This is a genomic window from Burkholderia sp. AU30280 (assembly GCF_020420125.1).
GTDB lineage: Bacteria > Pseudomonadota > Gammaproteobacteria > Burkholderiales > Burkholderiaceae > Burkholderia.
The window spans coordinates 87893-104063 of the sequence record NZ_JAIZRY010000018.1 but is presented as its reverse complement, the minus strand read 5'-3'; the positions used below and the strand labels follow the sequence as shown (position 1 = coordinate 104063).

Below are 16171 nucleotides of genomic sequence, written 5' to 3'. Positions count from 1 at the left end.
TGCGTGTTTGTTGTCGTTCGGTATCAGTGAATCACGTGCAGTTCGTAGCGGGCGTCGGTGCGATCCTCATGCGCTTCGCGCGTGCACAGGAACGCGTCCCAGCCGAGCCGCGAGCCCGCGCCGAGCACGCTCGCGCCGACCTCGGTGCGCTTGAGCACGAGCTTCACCTCGTATTCGAGGGTGACGCCGGCGAGCAGCGTCAGCATCCGCTCCAGCGCGATGGCGTGCGCGCCGCCGGGCAGGAACGCCTCGTAGTCGCGCTTCGACAGCGGGCCGACGACGATCCGCGCGCGCATGTCGCGCTGCCAGACGCGTTCGCCGACGAGCGCCGTCGCGCCGAGCACCGCGTTGACTTCGCCGAGCACGCTCAGTTGGTCGGGCGGCACGTCGTACCACTTGCCGACGAACTGGTCGATCTTCACCGGCACGCGGAAATAGTCGGACAGCGTGCGCTGCAGGTACGCGGCCGACATCGGCCGGTGGCGCGCGGCCAGCGCATAGCCGGCAACGGCCTCGTCGAGCACGCCGCCCACGCCGGCCGCAAGGCTGTCGCGCACCTCGTCGCTTGGCACGCCCGCGATCGCGAGCAGCAGCGGCAGATAGCGCTCGTCGCGGTCGAGCTCGTAATGGAACGGCAGCCGGTATTTCTTCCACGCCGCATAGAACAGCGCGGTCGCGCGGTTCGAGAACACGTCGAAGAATGCGCGCGCCGCATGGTCGCGCTTCAGGTGCTCGCGCGCAATGATCTGCTCGGTGTAATGCAGCGGCAGCGCGCCCTGCCCGCCGAGCAGCCCGAAGAACGCGGGCGTCAGCTCGACGTGGCCGAGCTCGCCGGCCGCGAGCGCCGCGCCGCGTGCCTCGCCCGTCTTGAGCTGCGTGCCGTCGTCGTCGAACGAGCGCGCGCCTTCGATCTCGCTCGGCGGAAAGCCGAGCGACAGCGTGTTGCGGAATTCGATGCGCTGCGCGACGACGTCGCCCTGCCGCCACGCGCCGGGCGCATCCGACGCCTGCCGCGCGAACAACCCTTCGAGCACGCGCACTGCCTGGAAGAACTCGAAGCGGTGCGGCTCGTCGAGCAGCGCGTCGACTACGCCAGGATCGATTCGCCGGTTCGGGGCTTGCATCGGATGATCTCCTCGCCGGTGCGCTTCGACACCACGACTAATTGAACGAAACTGTTGAGGTGCACGTACAGGCCGAAGAAGCTGTCGAGCACGCGCACGAACGAGGCCAGGCTCGCGCCGACGAAGTGCTCCTCGTCGATCGTCAGGCGGATCTCGATGCCGCGCACGAAGGTGGCGAACGGCTTGCCGGGCAGCCACTGCACGGCGCCGCGCTGCTCGACGCCGACGAGGCCGTCGATCTGGCGCATCGACACGGCGGTGCGCCGCAGGTCGTACAGCGTCAGCATTTCCTTCAGCGGCGCGAGCCCGTGCGCGACCAGCGACACGTGATTGAGCGCGAGGTGCGACACGAGCCGCCAGTGCGCGGCGCGGCCGCGCTCGAAGCGCACGCTCTGCGTCGGGCGGCGCAACAGCGAAATGCCGCTCGTCTGCGCGCCGCCTTCCTGGAACAGGTCGCCGCCCTCGAGCCCGAACGCGAGCATCGACGGCAGGTCGCGGTTCGTGCAGGTGAGGTCGAGGCTCAGCGTGTCGGTCTGCGGGGACGTTGGCTCGAAATCGATGTCGACGATCGAGATCTCGGTTTCGTAGCCGGGGCTCTTCTGCGCGACCCAGTCGTTGCGGCGCGCGAACCAGTAATGGCCGATCCGCGCCGATTCGCCGTGATGCAGCGAATAGAACGGCCGGAACTCGATCACCGATTCCTCGTGCGCCTGCTGCCTGACGAGCTTCACCGAATCGATCGAATACACCTCGTACGCGAACGCGCGCCGCGCCTCGGCGATCACCGGGTAGGACACCGCGCGGTGCGTGATGCGGATCGGCTCGCCGTGCTGGCGGAACAGGTTGACGATCGGCGTGCAGAACAGCCGGAAGTGGCTCGCCGACAGCAGTTCGAGCAGCCGCGCGACGTGCGAATCGCTGCGCACGTCCTGCAGCACGAGATGCAGCGTCGCGCGCTGGCAGCGGCCGCTCGCGCGCGCGATCGCCGCGATGTCGAAGTCGACGAAATCGAACTTGTCGGGGAACGCGAAGTATTCGGTGAGCAGGCGATACGCGGGATGCGATTTCGCCGGGTAGTCGATCAGCGCGTCGTCCTCGTCGAAGCCGGCGTGCGCGATCGGCAGCTTGCGCAGCGCCGTCCAGCGGCCGTTGCGCTCGGGCTCGACATACGCGCCGAGCACGTTGACGAACAGGCAGTCGGTCAGCGCGGCGACGAACGACTGCTCGCCGTGCAGGTGCGCGCGCAGCGTCGGCAGCTTCAGCGCACCGAGATCGAGCTGCGCGGCGAGCGATTCGAACGTGATCGAGATCACGCCGGTCGCATTGGACGGCAGCACGGTCGCGCTCGGCGCGAGCGCAACCGGCGTGTAGCGCGCTTCCGAGATGCGGATCGGCGCGAGCGTCACGTCATAGGCGGTGCGGAACCGGCACTGCACGCCGCGGATCGGGCGGCTCTTCAGCTCGGTGCCGCGATCGATCACGACCGGTTCGGTCTGCTGGCCGGGCGACGCCGGCGTGAACTGCGCGATCGAGCACGACGGAAACGGCCGCAGGTAGTGCGGATACAGCACTTCCAGCAGCGCTTCGGTGAATTCGGGGTAATCGTCGTCGAGCTTCTTGTTGATGCGTGCGCCAAGCAGCGCGAACGACTCGATCATCCGCTCGACGTGCGGATCCTCGCAATGCTCGCCGGACAGCGCGAGCCGCGCCGCGATCTTCGGATAGCGTTCGGCGAAATCTCGCGAATAGCGCCGCAAAAACGATAATTCGCGCTCGTAATACGGCAGCAATTCTTCCATCGACGACCCCGAACCTCAATATTTCCTGCCGGACCTGGTCCACCACCGGGCGGTCCGGCCCGCTCGGCGGCTTGATTTACTGCATTCTGGCCGCGCGTGCGCGCGTGACCGAATACTGGAGCGTCGACGGCTGCAGCATCGCGTCGAAACTCACCGGCTCTTCGGCCGGGTGCACGACGAGCAGCGCCTGGATCGCGAAATAGAGCGCGTTGGTTGCCTGCTCGTTCAGCTCGAACGTCACCTGAACCTGCTGCAGGCGCGGCTCATGACGCGCGATCGCCTGCTGGATCGACTTGCAGATGAACGCGCGGTCGTAATGACTCGCGAGGCTCAGCCCCGCGAAATCGTTCAGCCCGTAGGTCAGCACCGATTTCTGGCATTCCGGCAGCGCGGCCAGCTCGTTCTCGGTGTGCGCGATACGGGTGTTGAGGATCGCCTCGACGTCGCGGGCGACCGTGTTCTTGAGCTCGTCCAGCGACAATTGCCGCATCGCTGCCGAGGCCGGCAGGTGCGGTTCGTCGTCGAACAGCTTGTCGAGAAAACTGGGTTCGAATCGTTTCATCGGCCGGCGTAAACTGCGAAAACGGCAACGGGACGCCGTGCGCCCCGTTGCCGCAACCGACCTTAGACCGCGTAGGTCTTGTCGTTCTTCGTCAGACTCCAGGCGCCTTGCGTGTTGCCGCCCTGGTTGCCGCCGATCTTCTGCTGGGTTTGCTTCCACTGCACAGCTGCGTACTTCAGCGAGAACGTCTCGAGCGGCAGACCTTCTTCGCGAACGCTCGGGGCGATGCTCGAGATGATCACGTACTTGAGCTTGACTTCCAGATACTGCACGCGCTTGCCTTCACCGTCAGCGCGCGAGAAATGAACCGTCACCTCGTCGAACGTGGTACCGCCCGAAGCGTGTTGGTACAGCAGCGGGCTCGACGAATCGATTTCCTTCGTGAAAATCATGTCGCCGTGCTCGCAACGCGTCATCGTGTGACCGCCAGCGGTCGATGCGGTTGCCGAACGCGGCTGAACGATCGAGTGATCCCACGATTTCAGTTCGATCCAGCCCTGGTGGTCCTTGTCCGCGGATTCGCCCTTCACCGCGGGACTACCAAACTGCAAGTGCATATGTAACATGGCCCTTCGACTCCCCAAAGAGGTGGTTTTAACGTCCTACCCAGGCGGCCCGCCCGGGCGATTTACTCGCTTATGAATTTGCCGGTTTGGGCAGATCAGCGACAAGTCGCAGAGAAATCGAGAGTTCGTCGAGCTGAAAGTGCGGGCGCAGGAACGCGACCGAACGATACGAGCCCGGCTTGCCCGGAATCTCCGACACTTGTATGGATGCCTCGCGCAGCGGAAATTGCGCTTTCTGTTCCTGCGAGGCGTTGTCGTCGAGCAGGACGTACTGCGAAATCCACCGGTTGAGGAAAGTCTCCACGTTCTGCGCCGATGCGAAGCTGCCGATCTTGTCCCGCATCATCGCCTTCAGGTAGTGCGCAACGCGCGATACCGAGAAGATGTACTGAAGCTGGGCGGACAGGACGGCGTTCGCATTCGCGCTGTCGGTGCTGTATTTCTTGGGTTTCTGCACCGACTGCGCAGCAAAGAACGCGGCGTAATCTGAATTCTTGCAATGGACGAGCGGGATGAAGCCGAGGTCGCTCAGCTCCTTCTCGCGGCGATCGGTGATCGCGATTTCGGTCGGGCACTTCAGCGCGACTTCACCGTCGTCGGTCTTGAACGTGTGGGTCGGCAGATCCTCGACGAGGCCGCCGCCTTCGACGCCGCGGATCGCCGCGCACCAGCCGAAGTCGTCGAATGCGGCCGTCAGGCGCGCGGCGAACGCCCACGCGGCGTTGCACCACAGGTACTTGTCGTGGTCGGTGCCGTCGACGTCCTCGACGAAGTTGAAGTTCTCCGCGGTCTGGCCGTCCTTCGGATTGAACGGCAGGCGGCCGAGGAAGCGCGGCAGCGTCAGGCCGACGTAGCGCGAATCTTCGGCGTCGCGGAACGACTTCCACTTCGCATATTCGACCGTATCGAACACCTTGCCGAGGTCGCGCGGCTTGCCGAGGTCGGAGAACGACTCGAGGCCGAGCAGCTCGGGCGACGCCGACGCGATGAACGGCGCATGCGCGGCCGCCGCGACGTGCGACATCTGCTCGATGAAGTACATGTCTTCCGGCTGGCGCGAGATCTCGTAATCGCCGATCAGCGCACCGAACGGCGAGCCGCCGAACGTGCCGAACTCTTCTTCGTAGACCTTCTTGAACAGCGCGCTCTGGTCGAACTCGCTCGCGCCCTTGAAGTCGCGCACGAGGTCGCGCTTCGGTGCGTGCAGCGCCTTGATCTTGATCGTCTGGCCGGTGTTGCTTTCCTTGACCAGGTAATCCATCCCGCGCCACGTGCTTTCGAGGCGCTGGAATTCCGGCGCGTGCATCACCGCGGAAAGCTGCGTGGAAATCAGGCGGTCGAGTTCCGCGACGCGCGCGTCGATCGTGGCCGACAGGTTGTCCGACACGATCACCGTGCCGTCGAGCACCTGGTGCACGAGTTCGCCGATCAGGTCCTTCGCACGCGCGTGCTCGGAATCGGATTTCGCGACCTTGCTCTTCTCGACGATGTCGTCGAGCAGCGAAGTCCCGGCGGCGTAATCCGCGCCGCTCGCTTGGGCCGCAGCCGTTTGCTGGTTCATCTCAACACTCCGTCGTCATTCGCCGTCTTTGTCGCCGCCCGTGCCCTTCGCGAGCTCCTGCAGCTGCTGCGTGTTCTTCAACACCTCGGACAGCAGATCCTCGAGCTTGTCGTTGCCGGCGAGCTTGTTGCGCAGGTCGGCAAGCTTCGAGCGCGCCTCGAGCAGGCGGCGCAGCGGCTCGACCTGTTCGACGACTTCGTCCGGGCTGAAATCCGACAGCGAACGGAACTTCAGGTCGACCGCGAACTTGCCGCCTTCCGGGCTCAGGCGGTTTTCCACCTGAAACGCGGCACGCGGCTCGATCGCCTTCATCACGTCGTCGAAATTGTCGCGATCGATGTTGACGAATTTACGGTCGCGCAGCTTCGGCTGCTCGATTTCGGACTGGCCCGCCAGATCGCCGACGACCCCGACGACGAACGGCAGTTCCTTCACCTCGATCGCATCGCCCTTCTCGACCTCGTAGGTCAGTTGGACGCGCGGCGGCCGTATTTTCTGCAAGCTTTTCTGAATGCTTTCTTTCTTGGCCATCTCGACGGCTCCCAGGTTAGTTGTGGTTATCGCGTCAGTTTGCGGTCAGTTGCGCAGTGCGCCGAACGGATCCGCGCTGCCCTTCTGCGGCGTGGTGGGCGGCGTCGGCGTAGTGGCGGCCGCCTCGGCCGTCGGTGCGGCCGCGACCTTCGGACGATGAACCGGACGGCGGCCGGAATACTTCTTCGGTTGCGTCTTCTGCTCCGGCGGGAACAGCGCCGATTCGCCCAGCGTATCGCGCAGCTGCTTCGCGAGCGCCTGTGCGTCGGACTTCGCGTCACCCGCGAGCGAGGAATCCTGACGCAGCTCGCCGAGCGACTGCGTTGCGATCCGCAGGCCGGCCACGGCCAGCACGCTCTTCGCCTGACGGTCGGTCGCGTCGCGCTGCAGGGCTTCCTGCGCGGCAACGATTGCCTGACCGTAGTGGTTCTGCGCGAACTGGATTTGCGCGATGCGCGACCACGGCTCCTCGCGCGTCGGATCCGACTTCGCGAGCTGCTGATACAGGCCGAGGGCCTTGTCCTGGTCCCCCGCCTTCGCAACTGCGTCCGCGTCCGCCAGCGACTTGTTGAACACCTCGGCAGTCGGCGGTGCGGGAGGCTGGCTCGCACAGCCGGCGATCACGCCGCAAGCCACTACTACCCCAGACAGTTTTGCGAAGAGACGGTCTTTCATCGTTATATCCACCGGCGCGTGAGTTTTAAATCGTTGAGAATCTGGTTCTTTTGCTTTGCAAGAAGCGCGCGGGTATAGTACCGATCAATTTTTCATAATTCAATCGTCGTGTGAAGAGTAATTCCTTTTAAAACCGGGCGCTACCCCCTCCAATGGCCTATCGCGGCGGGCTCGCAGCGATTTTTCCTTCGGCCGGAAATGGGCAAGTTTTACTGGTTCCGCGACGCGCCGCCGGGGTGGCGGCAAAATTTTCCGGGCGCCTGCCACGATGCGGGCGTGCTTAATAATTGAACAGTGCAATGCCGGGGATACGCAGCGAACGCGGAAATACCCGGCAGATTTGACAGGGATAAAGGCGGCACGCCGGATATACGATGAGATCGTTGATGATTCGCTACGCGCTGCCGCTGGTTGCCTGCGCGCTCCTGGCCGGATGCGCGGCCGCCCCGCTGCTCGGCTCGGCCGCGAGCGCCGTGATGTCCGCGGCCGGTATCGGCAAGCCCGAGGTGCCCGACGCGCAGAAGCCGCCGCGCAACCTCGGCATCACGCTCGCCGCCGCGCCGAACCTGAACGCCGCGACCGACAACAAACCGCTCGCGCTCGTCGTGCGGCTCTACACGCTGAAAGACCCGACGTCGTTCCAGCAGGCGCCGTTCGACGCATTTACGGATCCGACCAAGGAAAAGGCCGCGCTGGGCGCGGATTTGCTGAACGTGCGCGAAATCACGCTGATTCCGGGCCAGCGCTATACGGCGACCGAGAAGGTTTCGCGCGAAGCGCAGGCATTCGGCATCGTCGCGCTGTTCCGCGATCCCGCACTGCAACGATGGAAACTGACGTTCGACCCGGTGAAGTCGGAGAAATCCGGCATAATCATCGGCCTGCATAATTGCGCGATGACGGTCACCGACGGCACTGTCATCGCACCGCAACAGGGTGCGCCTTCGCAACCGCTGAATTTGCTTTCTTCGGTCTCTTGCGGTTAAACAATGACGCACGAATGTCAATTAACAAGAGTTAACAATTGGCGATTTAATTCGGGCACGAACAAATCGATTACATCGCAACGCGACATTAACCGGATTTGACATGAGTTATTCGGCCAAGGTGCTGTGGGGGGAAGGGCTGTTCCTCCGGCCTCAACACTTTCAGCAACAGGACGCGTACCACGAAGCGCGCCTGTTCGAATCGATCCAGGCGATCCAGCCGTACAACTGGGGCGTGCGCTCGGTGCGCATCGACCGGGATGCGCTCGGCAGCAACGTGCTGCGGGTGGCCGAGCTCGCGCTCGTGTTCCCGGACGGCGCGCTGTATGCCGCGCCGCAGGCCGACGACCTGCCGCCGCCGATCGCGCTGGACACGCTGCCTGACGGCATCAACGAATTCGTGTTCTATCTCGCGCTGCACCCGCTGCGCGAGAACGGCACCAACTACAGCGACGATCCGTCCGCCGGCTTCATGACGCGTTTCGTCAGCGAGCAGACGAGCGTCGGCGACAACTTCACCGACGCGGCCGAAGCCGACATCACGTTCCTGAAGACGCAGGTCAAGCTGATCGCGCACAGCGAGCCGCGCGACCAGCTGCTGTCGGTGCCGCTCGTGCGCGTGCGCCGCACCGCGACGTCCGGTTTCGAGCTCGACGACAGCTTCGTGCCGCCGTGCCTCGCGATCGACGCATCGCCGATCCTGCACCAGCGGCTGCGCCAACTCGTCGACGCGCTGCAGGCGAAGGTGAACGCGCTGTACGGCTTCCACCGCGAGCCGTCGAAGAACATCATCGAGTTCCGCTCGGGCGACATCGCGTCGTTCTGGCTGCTGCACACCGCGAACGCCGCGTTCGCGACGCTCGCGCACCTGCACCAGCACTCGGCGCTGCATCCGGAGCGGCTGTTCCAGGAACTGCTGCGCCTCGCGGGCCAGCTGATGACGTTCTCGAAGGGCTACACGCTCGCCGACCTGCCGGTGTACCGCCACGACGATCCGGGCCCGAGCTTTGCGCGTCTCGACCTGATGCTGCGCGAGCTGCTCGACACCGTGATCTCCACGCGCTACTTCGCGATCACGCTGGACGAGGTGCGCCCGTCGTTCCACCTCGGCCGCCTCGATTCCGGCAAGATCGACGACAAGACCGAGTTCTACCTGGCGGTGTCCGCGGACATGCCGAGCGTCGAGCTCGTCGACGCGGTGCCGGCCCGCTTCAAGGTCGGCGCGCCCGACGACGTCGACAAGCTCGTGCTGTCGGCGATGCCCGGCGTGCGGCTCTCGTACACGCCGCAGGTGCCGCCCGCGATTCCGGTCCGCCCCGGCGCGTGCTACTTCGCGCTCGATTCGCGTAGCCCGCTGTACGAGCGCATGCTGCAGGCCCAGTCCGCGATGATCTATGCGCCGACTGGCATCAATGACCTGAAATTCGAACTGATCGCGGTCACATCATGAGCTACGCGCCTTCCCTGTTCGGCGACAACGCGCCGGCCCCCCTGCATACCCCGGCGTCGACGGACGCCTCGTTCCAGGCCCGTTCGCTGCTCGACCTGCTGTACGACGGGTTCTTCATGCTGTTCCTGCTCAAGAACGGGCGGGAGCCGGAGAGCGCGGGCGAATTCAGCACGCGGATCCAGGAGTTCCTGTCGGATTTCGAGCGCGGCGCGAAGAAGCTGAATATCGCGGCTGAAGACGTGTACGGCGCGAAGTTCGCGTTCTGCGCGGCGATCGACGAGACGGTGCTGTCGTCGCAGTTCAAGATCCGCACGGACTGGGAACGCCGGCCGCTGCAGCTCGTGCTGTTCGGCGAGCAACTCGCGGGCGAGAAGTTCTTCCAGTATCTCGAGGACTGCCGCGCGCAGGGCGCGGCGCGGCTGCAGTCGCTCGAGGTGTTTCACATGTGCCTGCTGCTCGGATTCCAGGGCAAGTATCTGCTCGAAGGGCCGGAGAAGCTGGCTTACCTTACCGCGCGGCTTGGGGACGAGATCGCGCATATGAAGGGCAAGCGGGCGCCGTTCGCGCCGCATTGGCCGTTGCCGGATCAGATCGCGCACCGACTCAAGCGCGAAGTGCCGGTTTGGGCGATCGGGGCCGTGTTCGCGCTGGTCGCGCTGCTCGGGTATCTCGGGCTCAACACGTATCTGAAGGACAAGACGCTGCAGGCGCTGGCGCCTTATTCGCAGGTGATCAAGGTCGGGCCGGAGTCGGCTAATTTGACGATTTCGTTGCCTTGAGGGGTGTTGGTTGTTTGGGCAACGCTCGATGAGAGAAGGACCGCTTGGCGGTCCTTTTTTGTTTGTGGCGTGCTCGCTGCGTGACGTCAGAACAGGATGAACGCATCGTTTTCGACGTAGAACACGAACGCGTCGAACAACTGCGCCACGCTCGGTTCATCGACCTGGTCGTGCGCGTTGATCACGATGTCCTCGATCGTCGCGCTGTCCAGCGTCACTTGCCAGCCGGGCTGCCGGGCAATGGCGGGCACGGCTTCATCTTCAGCGTCTTTGGTGTCTTCGGAGAATGCACCCTCCGTGTCGAGCGTCCATGGCATCGCAGGTAGGTAGAGCCAACCGGAGAAATCGCCCGGGCGTTCAAGAATGTGTTTCAGCGACACGGCGGTCGCGAGGGTGGTCGACATGGGTATTGCGGTTGTATCGAAGTGAATGCAGCACGACTGCCGCAAGATCGCGGCGGCCGCGCGTGATTATGCCAATTCCACGGCAGCGCGATTGGACAGTTGCCGTCGCAGGTCAATCTGCAGGTTACCGGATGGCGGGTCGTGGTCTGCGAGGGCGACGATATGCGCGCCGTCTTCGAGCGTCCGAGTCACGACCTTCGCAACGAATCCGGCATCCATTTTTTCGGTGCCTGACCGACGTTGCGCGCACTCCATGCAACAGGCCGAATTCCGGCGCATTCAACCTGCTAAGTCGGTTTCCCGAAATACACGATATCGAATGCTTCGATCCAGCCCGAGCATTCATCGGGCAGCGCGTCACGCCACATTCGGTTCGTGTCGATGCGACTGTCGGACGCGAACAGCACAACGTCTCGCATCGATGCAATGTCGATGGTCAATACGATCAGATTGCCAGCCCGCCCGGTAAATGCAGCGCGCCGGCAGAATCCGGGATCCTCGACATCATCGAAGAACACCACGCCGGACGCAGCGAGGTCAGCCTCTCGGCAATGCATGTATCCCCACGGGTGCGCCTAAAACGCAGCGGCAAGTGAATGGTAGTGAACCGTCGTCATGATCGGGATTGCCTCGATCCGCTCATGTCGAATCCCTGACCAGATCGAGGAAACCTCGCGACGCGTACCGCCAGGGCCGAGCCGGTCACGCGGTCCTGTTCATATATTCGTCGAAGCACTTTTCGCAAACAGGGACAAGGCCGCCAAAGACAGAAGCATGCGCTTCTTCGAAATAAGCAACGACGGGCAACAGCATCGTGTGAGCCCCGTGGGATCGGCCCACTGAACGGGATTGGGCGCGTATTGATAGACGTTATGCGCTACCTAAATAGCCGTAGGCAATTCCCTCCATGCGAACCCAATCGCACTTAAATGCAATCGACGCGCCCTCCTTGCAATTGATCGTTACCGAAGCAATATCGTCGGCGACATTCGGTATAAACGTCGCAACTATGTTGTCATGCCCCCACCCACTGATCGAGAGGTCGCAAACACCGATAAACGACAAATTCAGATAGACAACGTCATAGTCTTTCGGCCATCGGTTCGGATGAGACAGTGGCTTCTGAGTGGTCGTGAATTTCAATGACAGCCGAGGTTCGTCCCGCTTGAGTTGAATTTCGACGATTTCGGCACCATCGAGCGGTGCGTTGCTCCCGTAAAATGCGGTGAGCGCTTGTGGATTCATGATCCGCTGTATCAGACTCATTTCTTGTTCCGGCAGTCGAAGTAAGAGCGATCGTCCATTCCCTGAATTTTTCCTGTTCGGGTGTTTTCTTCAGGACGCACGTTGTGATGTGACGGTTGATCGCCGACTCCCCCTTCTCCAGATACGTGGTCGGCAGAATGGTCTTGGATAACCACATTTTTACCACCAATCTGGTAAGTCAATTCCAGTGTCATGATGGGCTTGTTGTTATCGCCAAGAAACCAATCTCCACTGGAATTCGTCAACGGAACCATTTTCTGGCTAATCGGCTGCTGCGACAACGGGATGTCGAGCTGCCGACGAATATCTCTTAGGCTTGACCGGCGAGACTTTTTTGAGCCCGCCGTCGGCGCCGAGCCGGCGCGCTGTATGCACGTACCCGTTGATCGGCCGGTAACGGAGATCGCCCTGCTGGATCCACAACGTGACGGGCTGTGCGATCAGCTTTTTAAGTTCCACATCACTGTCGGTCGACAGCATGTCCAGCGTGAACTCGTACGCGCGCCCGATACGTGAGCGACCGACTGCCCGCTGAACGGTCAGGACGTTGGCCCCCAATGGCGTATCGAGCTTCAGCAACCGATCCTGCTGAAGCAACCCGCCGCGCAATGCGGCGATTGTGTTCTGCATGTTCATGGCTACGGCCTTTTCTTCTTTTAACGCGCCCTCGGATGGCGCAGTGTTCGATTTTTCACGCGCGATTTTACAGAGAAATTACGGCGCGATTTTGAAAAATGACCTGATTTAAAAGAACATTTTCTCGACAATCGAAACCAGTCCGCGCGGGCTGGGCAGGCCGGTTGCGCGCCACCAACCGGCACATGGCGATCCCATCTGCGGTTTGTCGTCTCCAGCGCCTCCCATGAAATCGCTTTCAATCAGGGCCAATTCGACTTCCGGTGCGTCCCGGTTGCGAGTAGTGTCTACCTGCCCGTATTGCGGCCCGCCGCGCCCGACCGGCGCCCGGCGCTCACCACACCACGCTGACCACTGGAGATCTGCAATGAAACGTTCGAAGTTCCTGCTGTCGGGCCTGCTGCTCGCGTCGGCCCTCGGCTTCACGGCCGTCGCCGCGCACGCGGACGACCTGCTCGAATCGGTCAAGAAAGCCGGCGTGCTGCGCGTCGGCCTCGAAGGCACGTATCCGCCGTTCAACTCGCGCGGCACGTCGGGCCAGCTCGAGGGTTTCGACGTCGATGTCGCGAACGCCGTTGCCGGCAAGCTCGGCGTGAAGACGCAGTTCATCCCGACCGAATGGAGCGGCATCATCGCGGGCCTGCAGGCCGGCAAGTTCGACGTGATCGTCAACCAGGTCACGATCACGCCGCAGCGCAAGGAAGTGCTCGACTTCAGCGAGCCGTACACGTACTCGGCCGCGCAGCTGATCCAGCGCAAGGACGACACGCGCAACTTCAAGTCGCTCGACGACTTCAAGGGCAAGAAGCTCGGCGTGACGCTCGGCACCAACTACGACCAGATGGCGCGCACCGTGCCGGGCATCGAGGTGCAGACGTATCCGGGCGCGCCGGAGAAACTGCGGGACCTCGCCGCCGGCCGGATCGAGGCGACGCTCGACGACCGCCTGATGCTGCCGTACATGATCAAGACGTCGAACCTGCCGCTGCGCGCGGGCGCGGTGCTGAACGGCGGCAAGCAGGAAATGGCGATCCCGTTCCGCAAGGGCAACCCGAAGTTCGAGAAGGCGATCAACGACGCGCTCGATTCGCTGCGCAAGGACGGCACGCTGAAGAAGATTTCGATGCACTGGTTCGGCAGCGACGTGACCGTGCCGGTTGCGCAGTAAGCGGCTCGGCGCTTCAACGCGTCACGCTCTTCGTCTCGACGAAGGCGTGACGCGCTCCTTCAGGCCGCTTGATCGAAGCGCGCCAGCAGCATCCGGCCGATCGGTGTCAGCGCCGGGCGCGCGGCCACGGCGTTCAGGCGCACCTGCGTATCGTCCACCAGCCGCTTCTCGACCAGCACGGCGAACGCGGGATTCGACGGATCGACGCTGTCCGGCGCACGCGCGATGCGCAACAGCATCGAGAATTCATGCGGACTCAGCATGGTCTCTGTCTCCTGATCGTCCGCGATCCGGTTCGAACCGTCGTCGATCGTATTTTCGAATGAAATGGCGCGATGCGTGACCGCCGCGCCGCCGGGAGCGAGATCCCGGTCGGCCCGCCTGCGACGCGGGCACATCGTCGCGAGCGGGTTGCGCACGTTCCCGGTCCGGCGGTGCCGCCGCGACGGGAACGTGCAACGTTATGAGCGCACCGTGACGTGACCGTGACAGGAAAACGGGGTGCGGAAGAGCGCTCGTTACACATGGTTTCGGTTCAATACCCTTGCGATCGACGAAGACGGACCGCATCGCATGCCTGGCCGTCAGTTGCCCCATTGGCCGGCTGTTGCGCCCCCTTCATCGCGGATCGACCGAATACGGGAAGCCCCCGCGCCCCGATCCGCTCGCATGGCGCATGCAGCGCACGACCACGTTCACCGCGCGCCCGAGTGTCATCCCGACGAGCACGCCCCATACCGCGAACGACAGCATCACGAAGCCGTTCGCCGCCGCCCACGGCGCGTGCACGGCGACCGCGTAATGGATGCCGGTTTCGGCGACGAACGTCAGCATCAACGTGACGAGCAGGCTCGCGTCGCCGGGCAGGCGCACACGCAGGCCCGACGAGGCCGGACGGTATTCGAGCCGCCACCGGCCCGCGTGCAGCCAGCCCAGCGCCGCGCCGCCCAGGACGGCCGCCAGCGCGATCGCATTCGCGTCGACACCCGCATGCGGAAAGAGTCCGTTCAGGCTGGCGATGCCGAGCATCCCGAACGCGACCGGCGAGATCAGCGGTCGTGCCGCCGGCACCTCGCGCGGAAAACAGCGCTTGATGCCGATATAGAGCAGCACGCAGAACATGACGTAGACGTAAGGCTTCAGGTGAAGGATCGCGGACATGGTCGGGCTCGCCTGATCGGAGTGGGCACGGCAACACCTTACTGCTGGGTCCCGGCAGGCGGCGCGACTTGCGACGGGACGCCGAAATTCGCGGATGAGTTGCGCGTCGAGGCGACGATCGCTCGGCGGGTCGGGAAGACCGATGCCCCCAGAAATCCGGCCGCAGGCGACTGCCGAACCGAAAGAGCCGCCTTCACCCGGCCGCTCGGCGCGTCGTGCTCGACGCGCAACCTGCAACGCCCCGTGTCCATCCGCGGCCCCTTCCACTACACTCGTGACGGAAACCGGCCAACCGTCGGCAACCGAAGCGCTTCGTCGAAGCCGCGCGCGGTTCGTCGCAACGCGCACGCAGCCGTCCCGACCGGCAGTAAGGTCAGGCCATCGGTGCATCGCGCGCCCATACCCTCACCCGACACCATGCGAGCCACGTCCGACCCTTCGCCGATTCCGCCGCCATCCGCCGGCACCTCGCCGCGGCTGTTGCGCGATCCGGCCGCACTGCTTGCGTTCGCGTGCTTCAACTCGGTCGTCGGCCTGGGTTTCTGGGCGCTCCATTTCCAGGAACCGCTGCTGTCCTACCTCGTCGTCTCCAACGCGATCGGTTTCTGCGCGCTGCTGTTCAGCTATGCCGCCGACCGGCTGTTGCCGCGCAAGCCGGGGCTCGTGCTGAAAGCCATCGTGATCACACCGGCCAGCGTGCTCATCGGCTTCGAGATCTCGGCGACGATCGTCGGCGGAAACGTGCCGCACGTGTTCGGGCGCGCCCGCATCGGCACGTGGGATAACTACGGGCCGTCGTTTCTCATCTCGGCGATCCTGTTCGTGTGCGTGTCGCTGTTTCTGCAGTCCATGCGCATGCGTGCGACGCTCGAGACCGAGCGCCGCGAAGCCGCCGAAGCGCGCCAGGCCGAGACGGCCGCCCGCCTGGCGCTGCTGCAGGCGCAGATCGAGCCGCACTTCCTGTTCAATACGCTCGCGAACGTGCAGAGCCTGATCGAGCGCGATCCGGCTCGCGCGTCGACGATGCTCGACAGCCTGAACCGTTACCTGCGTGCGAGCCTGCGACGCACGCGCGATGCGACGTCGACGCTCGGCGAAGAACTCGAGCTCGTCGACGCGCTGCTGAAGATCGCGTCGATCCGGCTCGGCGAGCGGCTTTCGTATGCGATCGACGTGCCGACGGATCTGCACGCGCTGCCGTTCTCGCCGCTGCTGCTGCAACCGCTCGTCGAGAATGCGCTGCTGCACGGCATCGAGCCGTCGATCGACGGCGGTGTGGTCGTGATTCGCGGCAGGATGCGGGGCGACAGCCTCGAACTGAACGTGATCGATACGGGCGTCGGCCTCGGCAAAGGCGACACGCGCCTGCATGGCGGCGTCGGGCTCGCCAACGTCGCCGCGCGCATCCGGACGCTGCATGGCGAGCGCGGCCGCGTCTGCGTCGAAACGAATGCCTCCGCCGCGCATGGCGTCACCGCTACCCTGCTGATTCCGATCGACTGA

At 63.9% G+C, this 16171-nt stretch carries 18 protein-coding genes and 1 pseudogene; 5 read left to right on the top strand and 14 right to left on the bottom strand.

Features of this window, described 5'->3' with window-relative positions; all coding sequences use genetic code 11:
- Positions 1–23 precede the first annotated feature (23 nt).
- The 7 genes from tssG to LGN17_RS32000 form a co-directional block, all read right to left on the bottom strand.
- Complete coding sequence (tssG, locus tag LGN17_RS32030) at positions 24–1124, bottom strand: type VI secretion system baseplate subunit TssG (RefSeq protein WP_175971656.1); 1101 nt, start codon at positions 1122–1124, stop codon at positions 24–26.
- Positions 1088–2923 carry a type VI secretion system baseplate subunit TssF gene (tssF, locus tag LGN17_RS32025; RefSeq protein WP_226200923.1) on the bottom strand — a complete coding sequence of 612 codons (1836 nt, stop codon included), beginning with the start codon at positions 2921–2923 and terminating at the stop codon, positions 1088–1090. Before tssF ends, tssG begins: the two co-directional genes overlap by 37 nt.
- A 76-nt stretch (positions 2924–2999) precedes the next feature.
- Positions 3000–3485, bottom strand: a complete 486-nt coding sequence (gene tssE / locus LGN17_RS32020; RefSeq protein ID WP_006477092.1) for a type VI secretion system baseplate subunit TssE — start codon at positions 3483–3485, stop codon at positions 3000–3002.
- 62 nt (positions 3486–3547) lie between these two features.
- Positions 3548–4051 carry an Hcp family type VI secretion system effector gene (locus LGN17_RS32015; protein ID WP_006477093.1) on the bottom strand — a complete coding sequence of 168 codons (504 nt, stop codon included), beginning with the start codon at positions 4049–4051 and terminating at the stop codon, positions 3548–3550.
- 70 nt (positions 4052–4121) lie between these two features.
- Complete coding sequence (gene tssC / locus LGN17_RS32010; protein ID WP_011350759.1) at positions 4122–5612, bottom strand: type VI secretion system contractile sheath large subunit; 1491 nt, start codon at positions 5610–5612, stop codon at positions 4122–4124.
- A 15-nt stretch (positions 5613–5627) separates the two neighbouring features.
- Positions 5628–6143 carry a type VI secretion system contractile sheath small subunit gene (gene tssB / locus LGN17_RS32005; protein WP_006484395.1) on the bottom strand — a complete coding sequence of 172 codons (516 nt, stop codon included), beginning with the start codon at positions 6141–6143 and terminating at the stop codon, positions 5628–5630.
- Between the two features lie 45 nt (positions 6144–6188).
- On the bottom strand, positions 6189–6818 hold the full coding sequence (locus LGN17_RS32000; RefSeq protein ID WP_226200922.1) for a tetratricopeptide repeat protein: 630 nt from the start codon (positions 6816–6818) through the stop codon (positions 6189–6191).
- Positions 6819–7192: 374 nt separating this feature from the next.
- Here LGN17_RS32000 and tssJ point away from each other — a divergent pair, with 374 nt between their 5' ends.
- The 3 genes from tssJ (at position 7193) to icmH (ending at position 10033) form a co-directional block, all read left to right on the top strand.
- Positions 7193–7804, top strand: coding sequence for a type VI secretion system lipoprotein TssJ (gene tssJ, locus LGN17_RS31995; RefSeq protein WP_011350757.1), 612 nt, complete (start codon positions 7193–7195; stop codon positions 7802–7804).
- A gap of 103 nt (positions 7805–7907) precedes the next feature.
- Positions 7908–9254, top strand: coding sequence for a type VI secretion system baseplate subunit TssK (tssK, locus tag LGN17_RS31990; RefSeq protein WP_226200921.1), 1347 nt, complete (start codon positions 7908–7910; stop codon positions 9252–9254).
- Positions 9251–10033, top strand: a complete 783-nt coding sequence (gene icmH / locus LGN17_RS31985) for a type IVB secretion system protein IcmH/DotU (protein ID WP_175957666.1) — start codon at positions 9251–9253, stop codon at positions 10031–10033. Before tssK ends, icmH begins: the two co-directional genes overlap by 4 nt.
- An 86-nt stretch (positions 10034–10119) precedes the next feature.
- Here icmH and LGN17_RS31980 read toward each other — a convergent pair whose 3' ends face one another.
- The 5 genes and pseudogenes from LGN17_RS31980 to LGN17_RS31960 all read right to left on the bottom strand — a co-directional run.
- Positions 10120–10437 carry a hypothetical protein gene (locus LGN17_RS31980; RefSeq protein WP_175957665.1) on the bottom strand — a complete coding sequence of 106 codons (318 nt, stop codon included), beginning with the start codon at positions 10435–10437 and terminating at the stop codon, positions 10120–10122.
- 287 nt (positions 10438–10724) lie between these two features.
- On the bottom strand, positions 10725–10958 hold the full coding sequence (locus tag LGN17_RS31975) for a hypothetical protein (protein WP_226200920.1): 234 nt from the start codon (positions 10956–10958) through the stop codon (positions 10725–10727).
- Positions 10959–11307: 349 nt separating this feature from the next.
- Positions 11308–11703 (bottom strand): immunity 50 family protein, encoded by a 396-nt coding sequence (locus LGN17_RS31970; RefSeq protein WP_226200919.1) that lies wholly within the window; start codon positions 11701–11703, stop codon positions 11308–11310.
- Positions 11700–11957 carry an HNH/endonuclease VII fold putative polymorphic toxin gene (locus LGN17_RS31965; protein WP_226200985.1) on the bottom strand — a complete coding sequence of 86 codons (258 nt, stop codon included), beginning with the start codon at positions 11955–11957 and terminating at the stop codon, positions 11700–11702. The genes LGN17_RS31970 and LGN17_RS31965 overlap by 4 nt, the downstream gene beginning before the upstream one ends.
- Positions 11958–12039: 82 nt before the next feature.
- A pseudogene (locus tag LGN17_RS31960) lies at positions 12040–12339 on the bottom strand (contractile injection system protein, VgrG/Pvc8 family); the annotation flags it as partial.
- 367 nt (positions 12340–12706) lie between these two features.
- Between LGN17_RS31960 and LGN17_RS31955 the strand changes: the two are divergent.
- Positions 12707–13507 (top strand): transporter substrate-binding domain-containing protein, encoded by an 801-nt coding sequence (locus LGN17_RS31955; protein WP_226200918.1) that lies wholly within the window; start codon positions 12707–12709, stop codon positions 13505–13507.
- 59 nt (positions 13508–13566) lie between these two features.
- Here the strand turns inward: LGN17_RS31955 and LGN17_RS31950 are convergent, their stop codons facing one another.
- On the bottom strand, positions 13567–13770 hold the full coding sequence (locus LGN17_RS31950; protein WP_174922170.1) for a hypothetical protein: 204 nt from the start codon (positions 13768–13770) through the stop codon (positions 13567–13569).
- 355 nt (positions 13771–14125) lie between these two features.
- Complete coding sequence (locus tag LGN17_RS31945; RefSeq protein ID WP_226200917.1) at positions 14126–14668, bottom strand: hypothetical protein; 543 nt, start codon at positions 14666–14668, stop codon at positions 14126–14128.
- A gap of 417 nt (positions 14669–15085) precedes the next feature.
- On the opposite strand from LGN17_RS31945, the gene LGN17_RS31940 reads away from it, so the two are divergent.
- A complete protein-coding gene (locus LGN17_RS31940) occupies positions 15086–16171 on the top strand; it encodes a sensor histidine kinase (protein ID WP_226200916.1) in 1086 nt (361 codons plus the stop codon).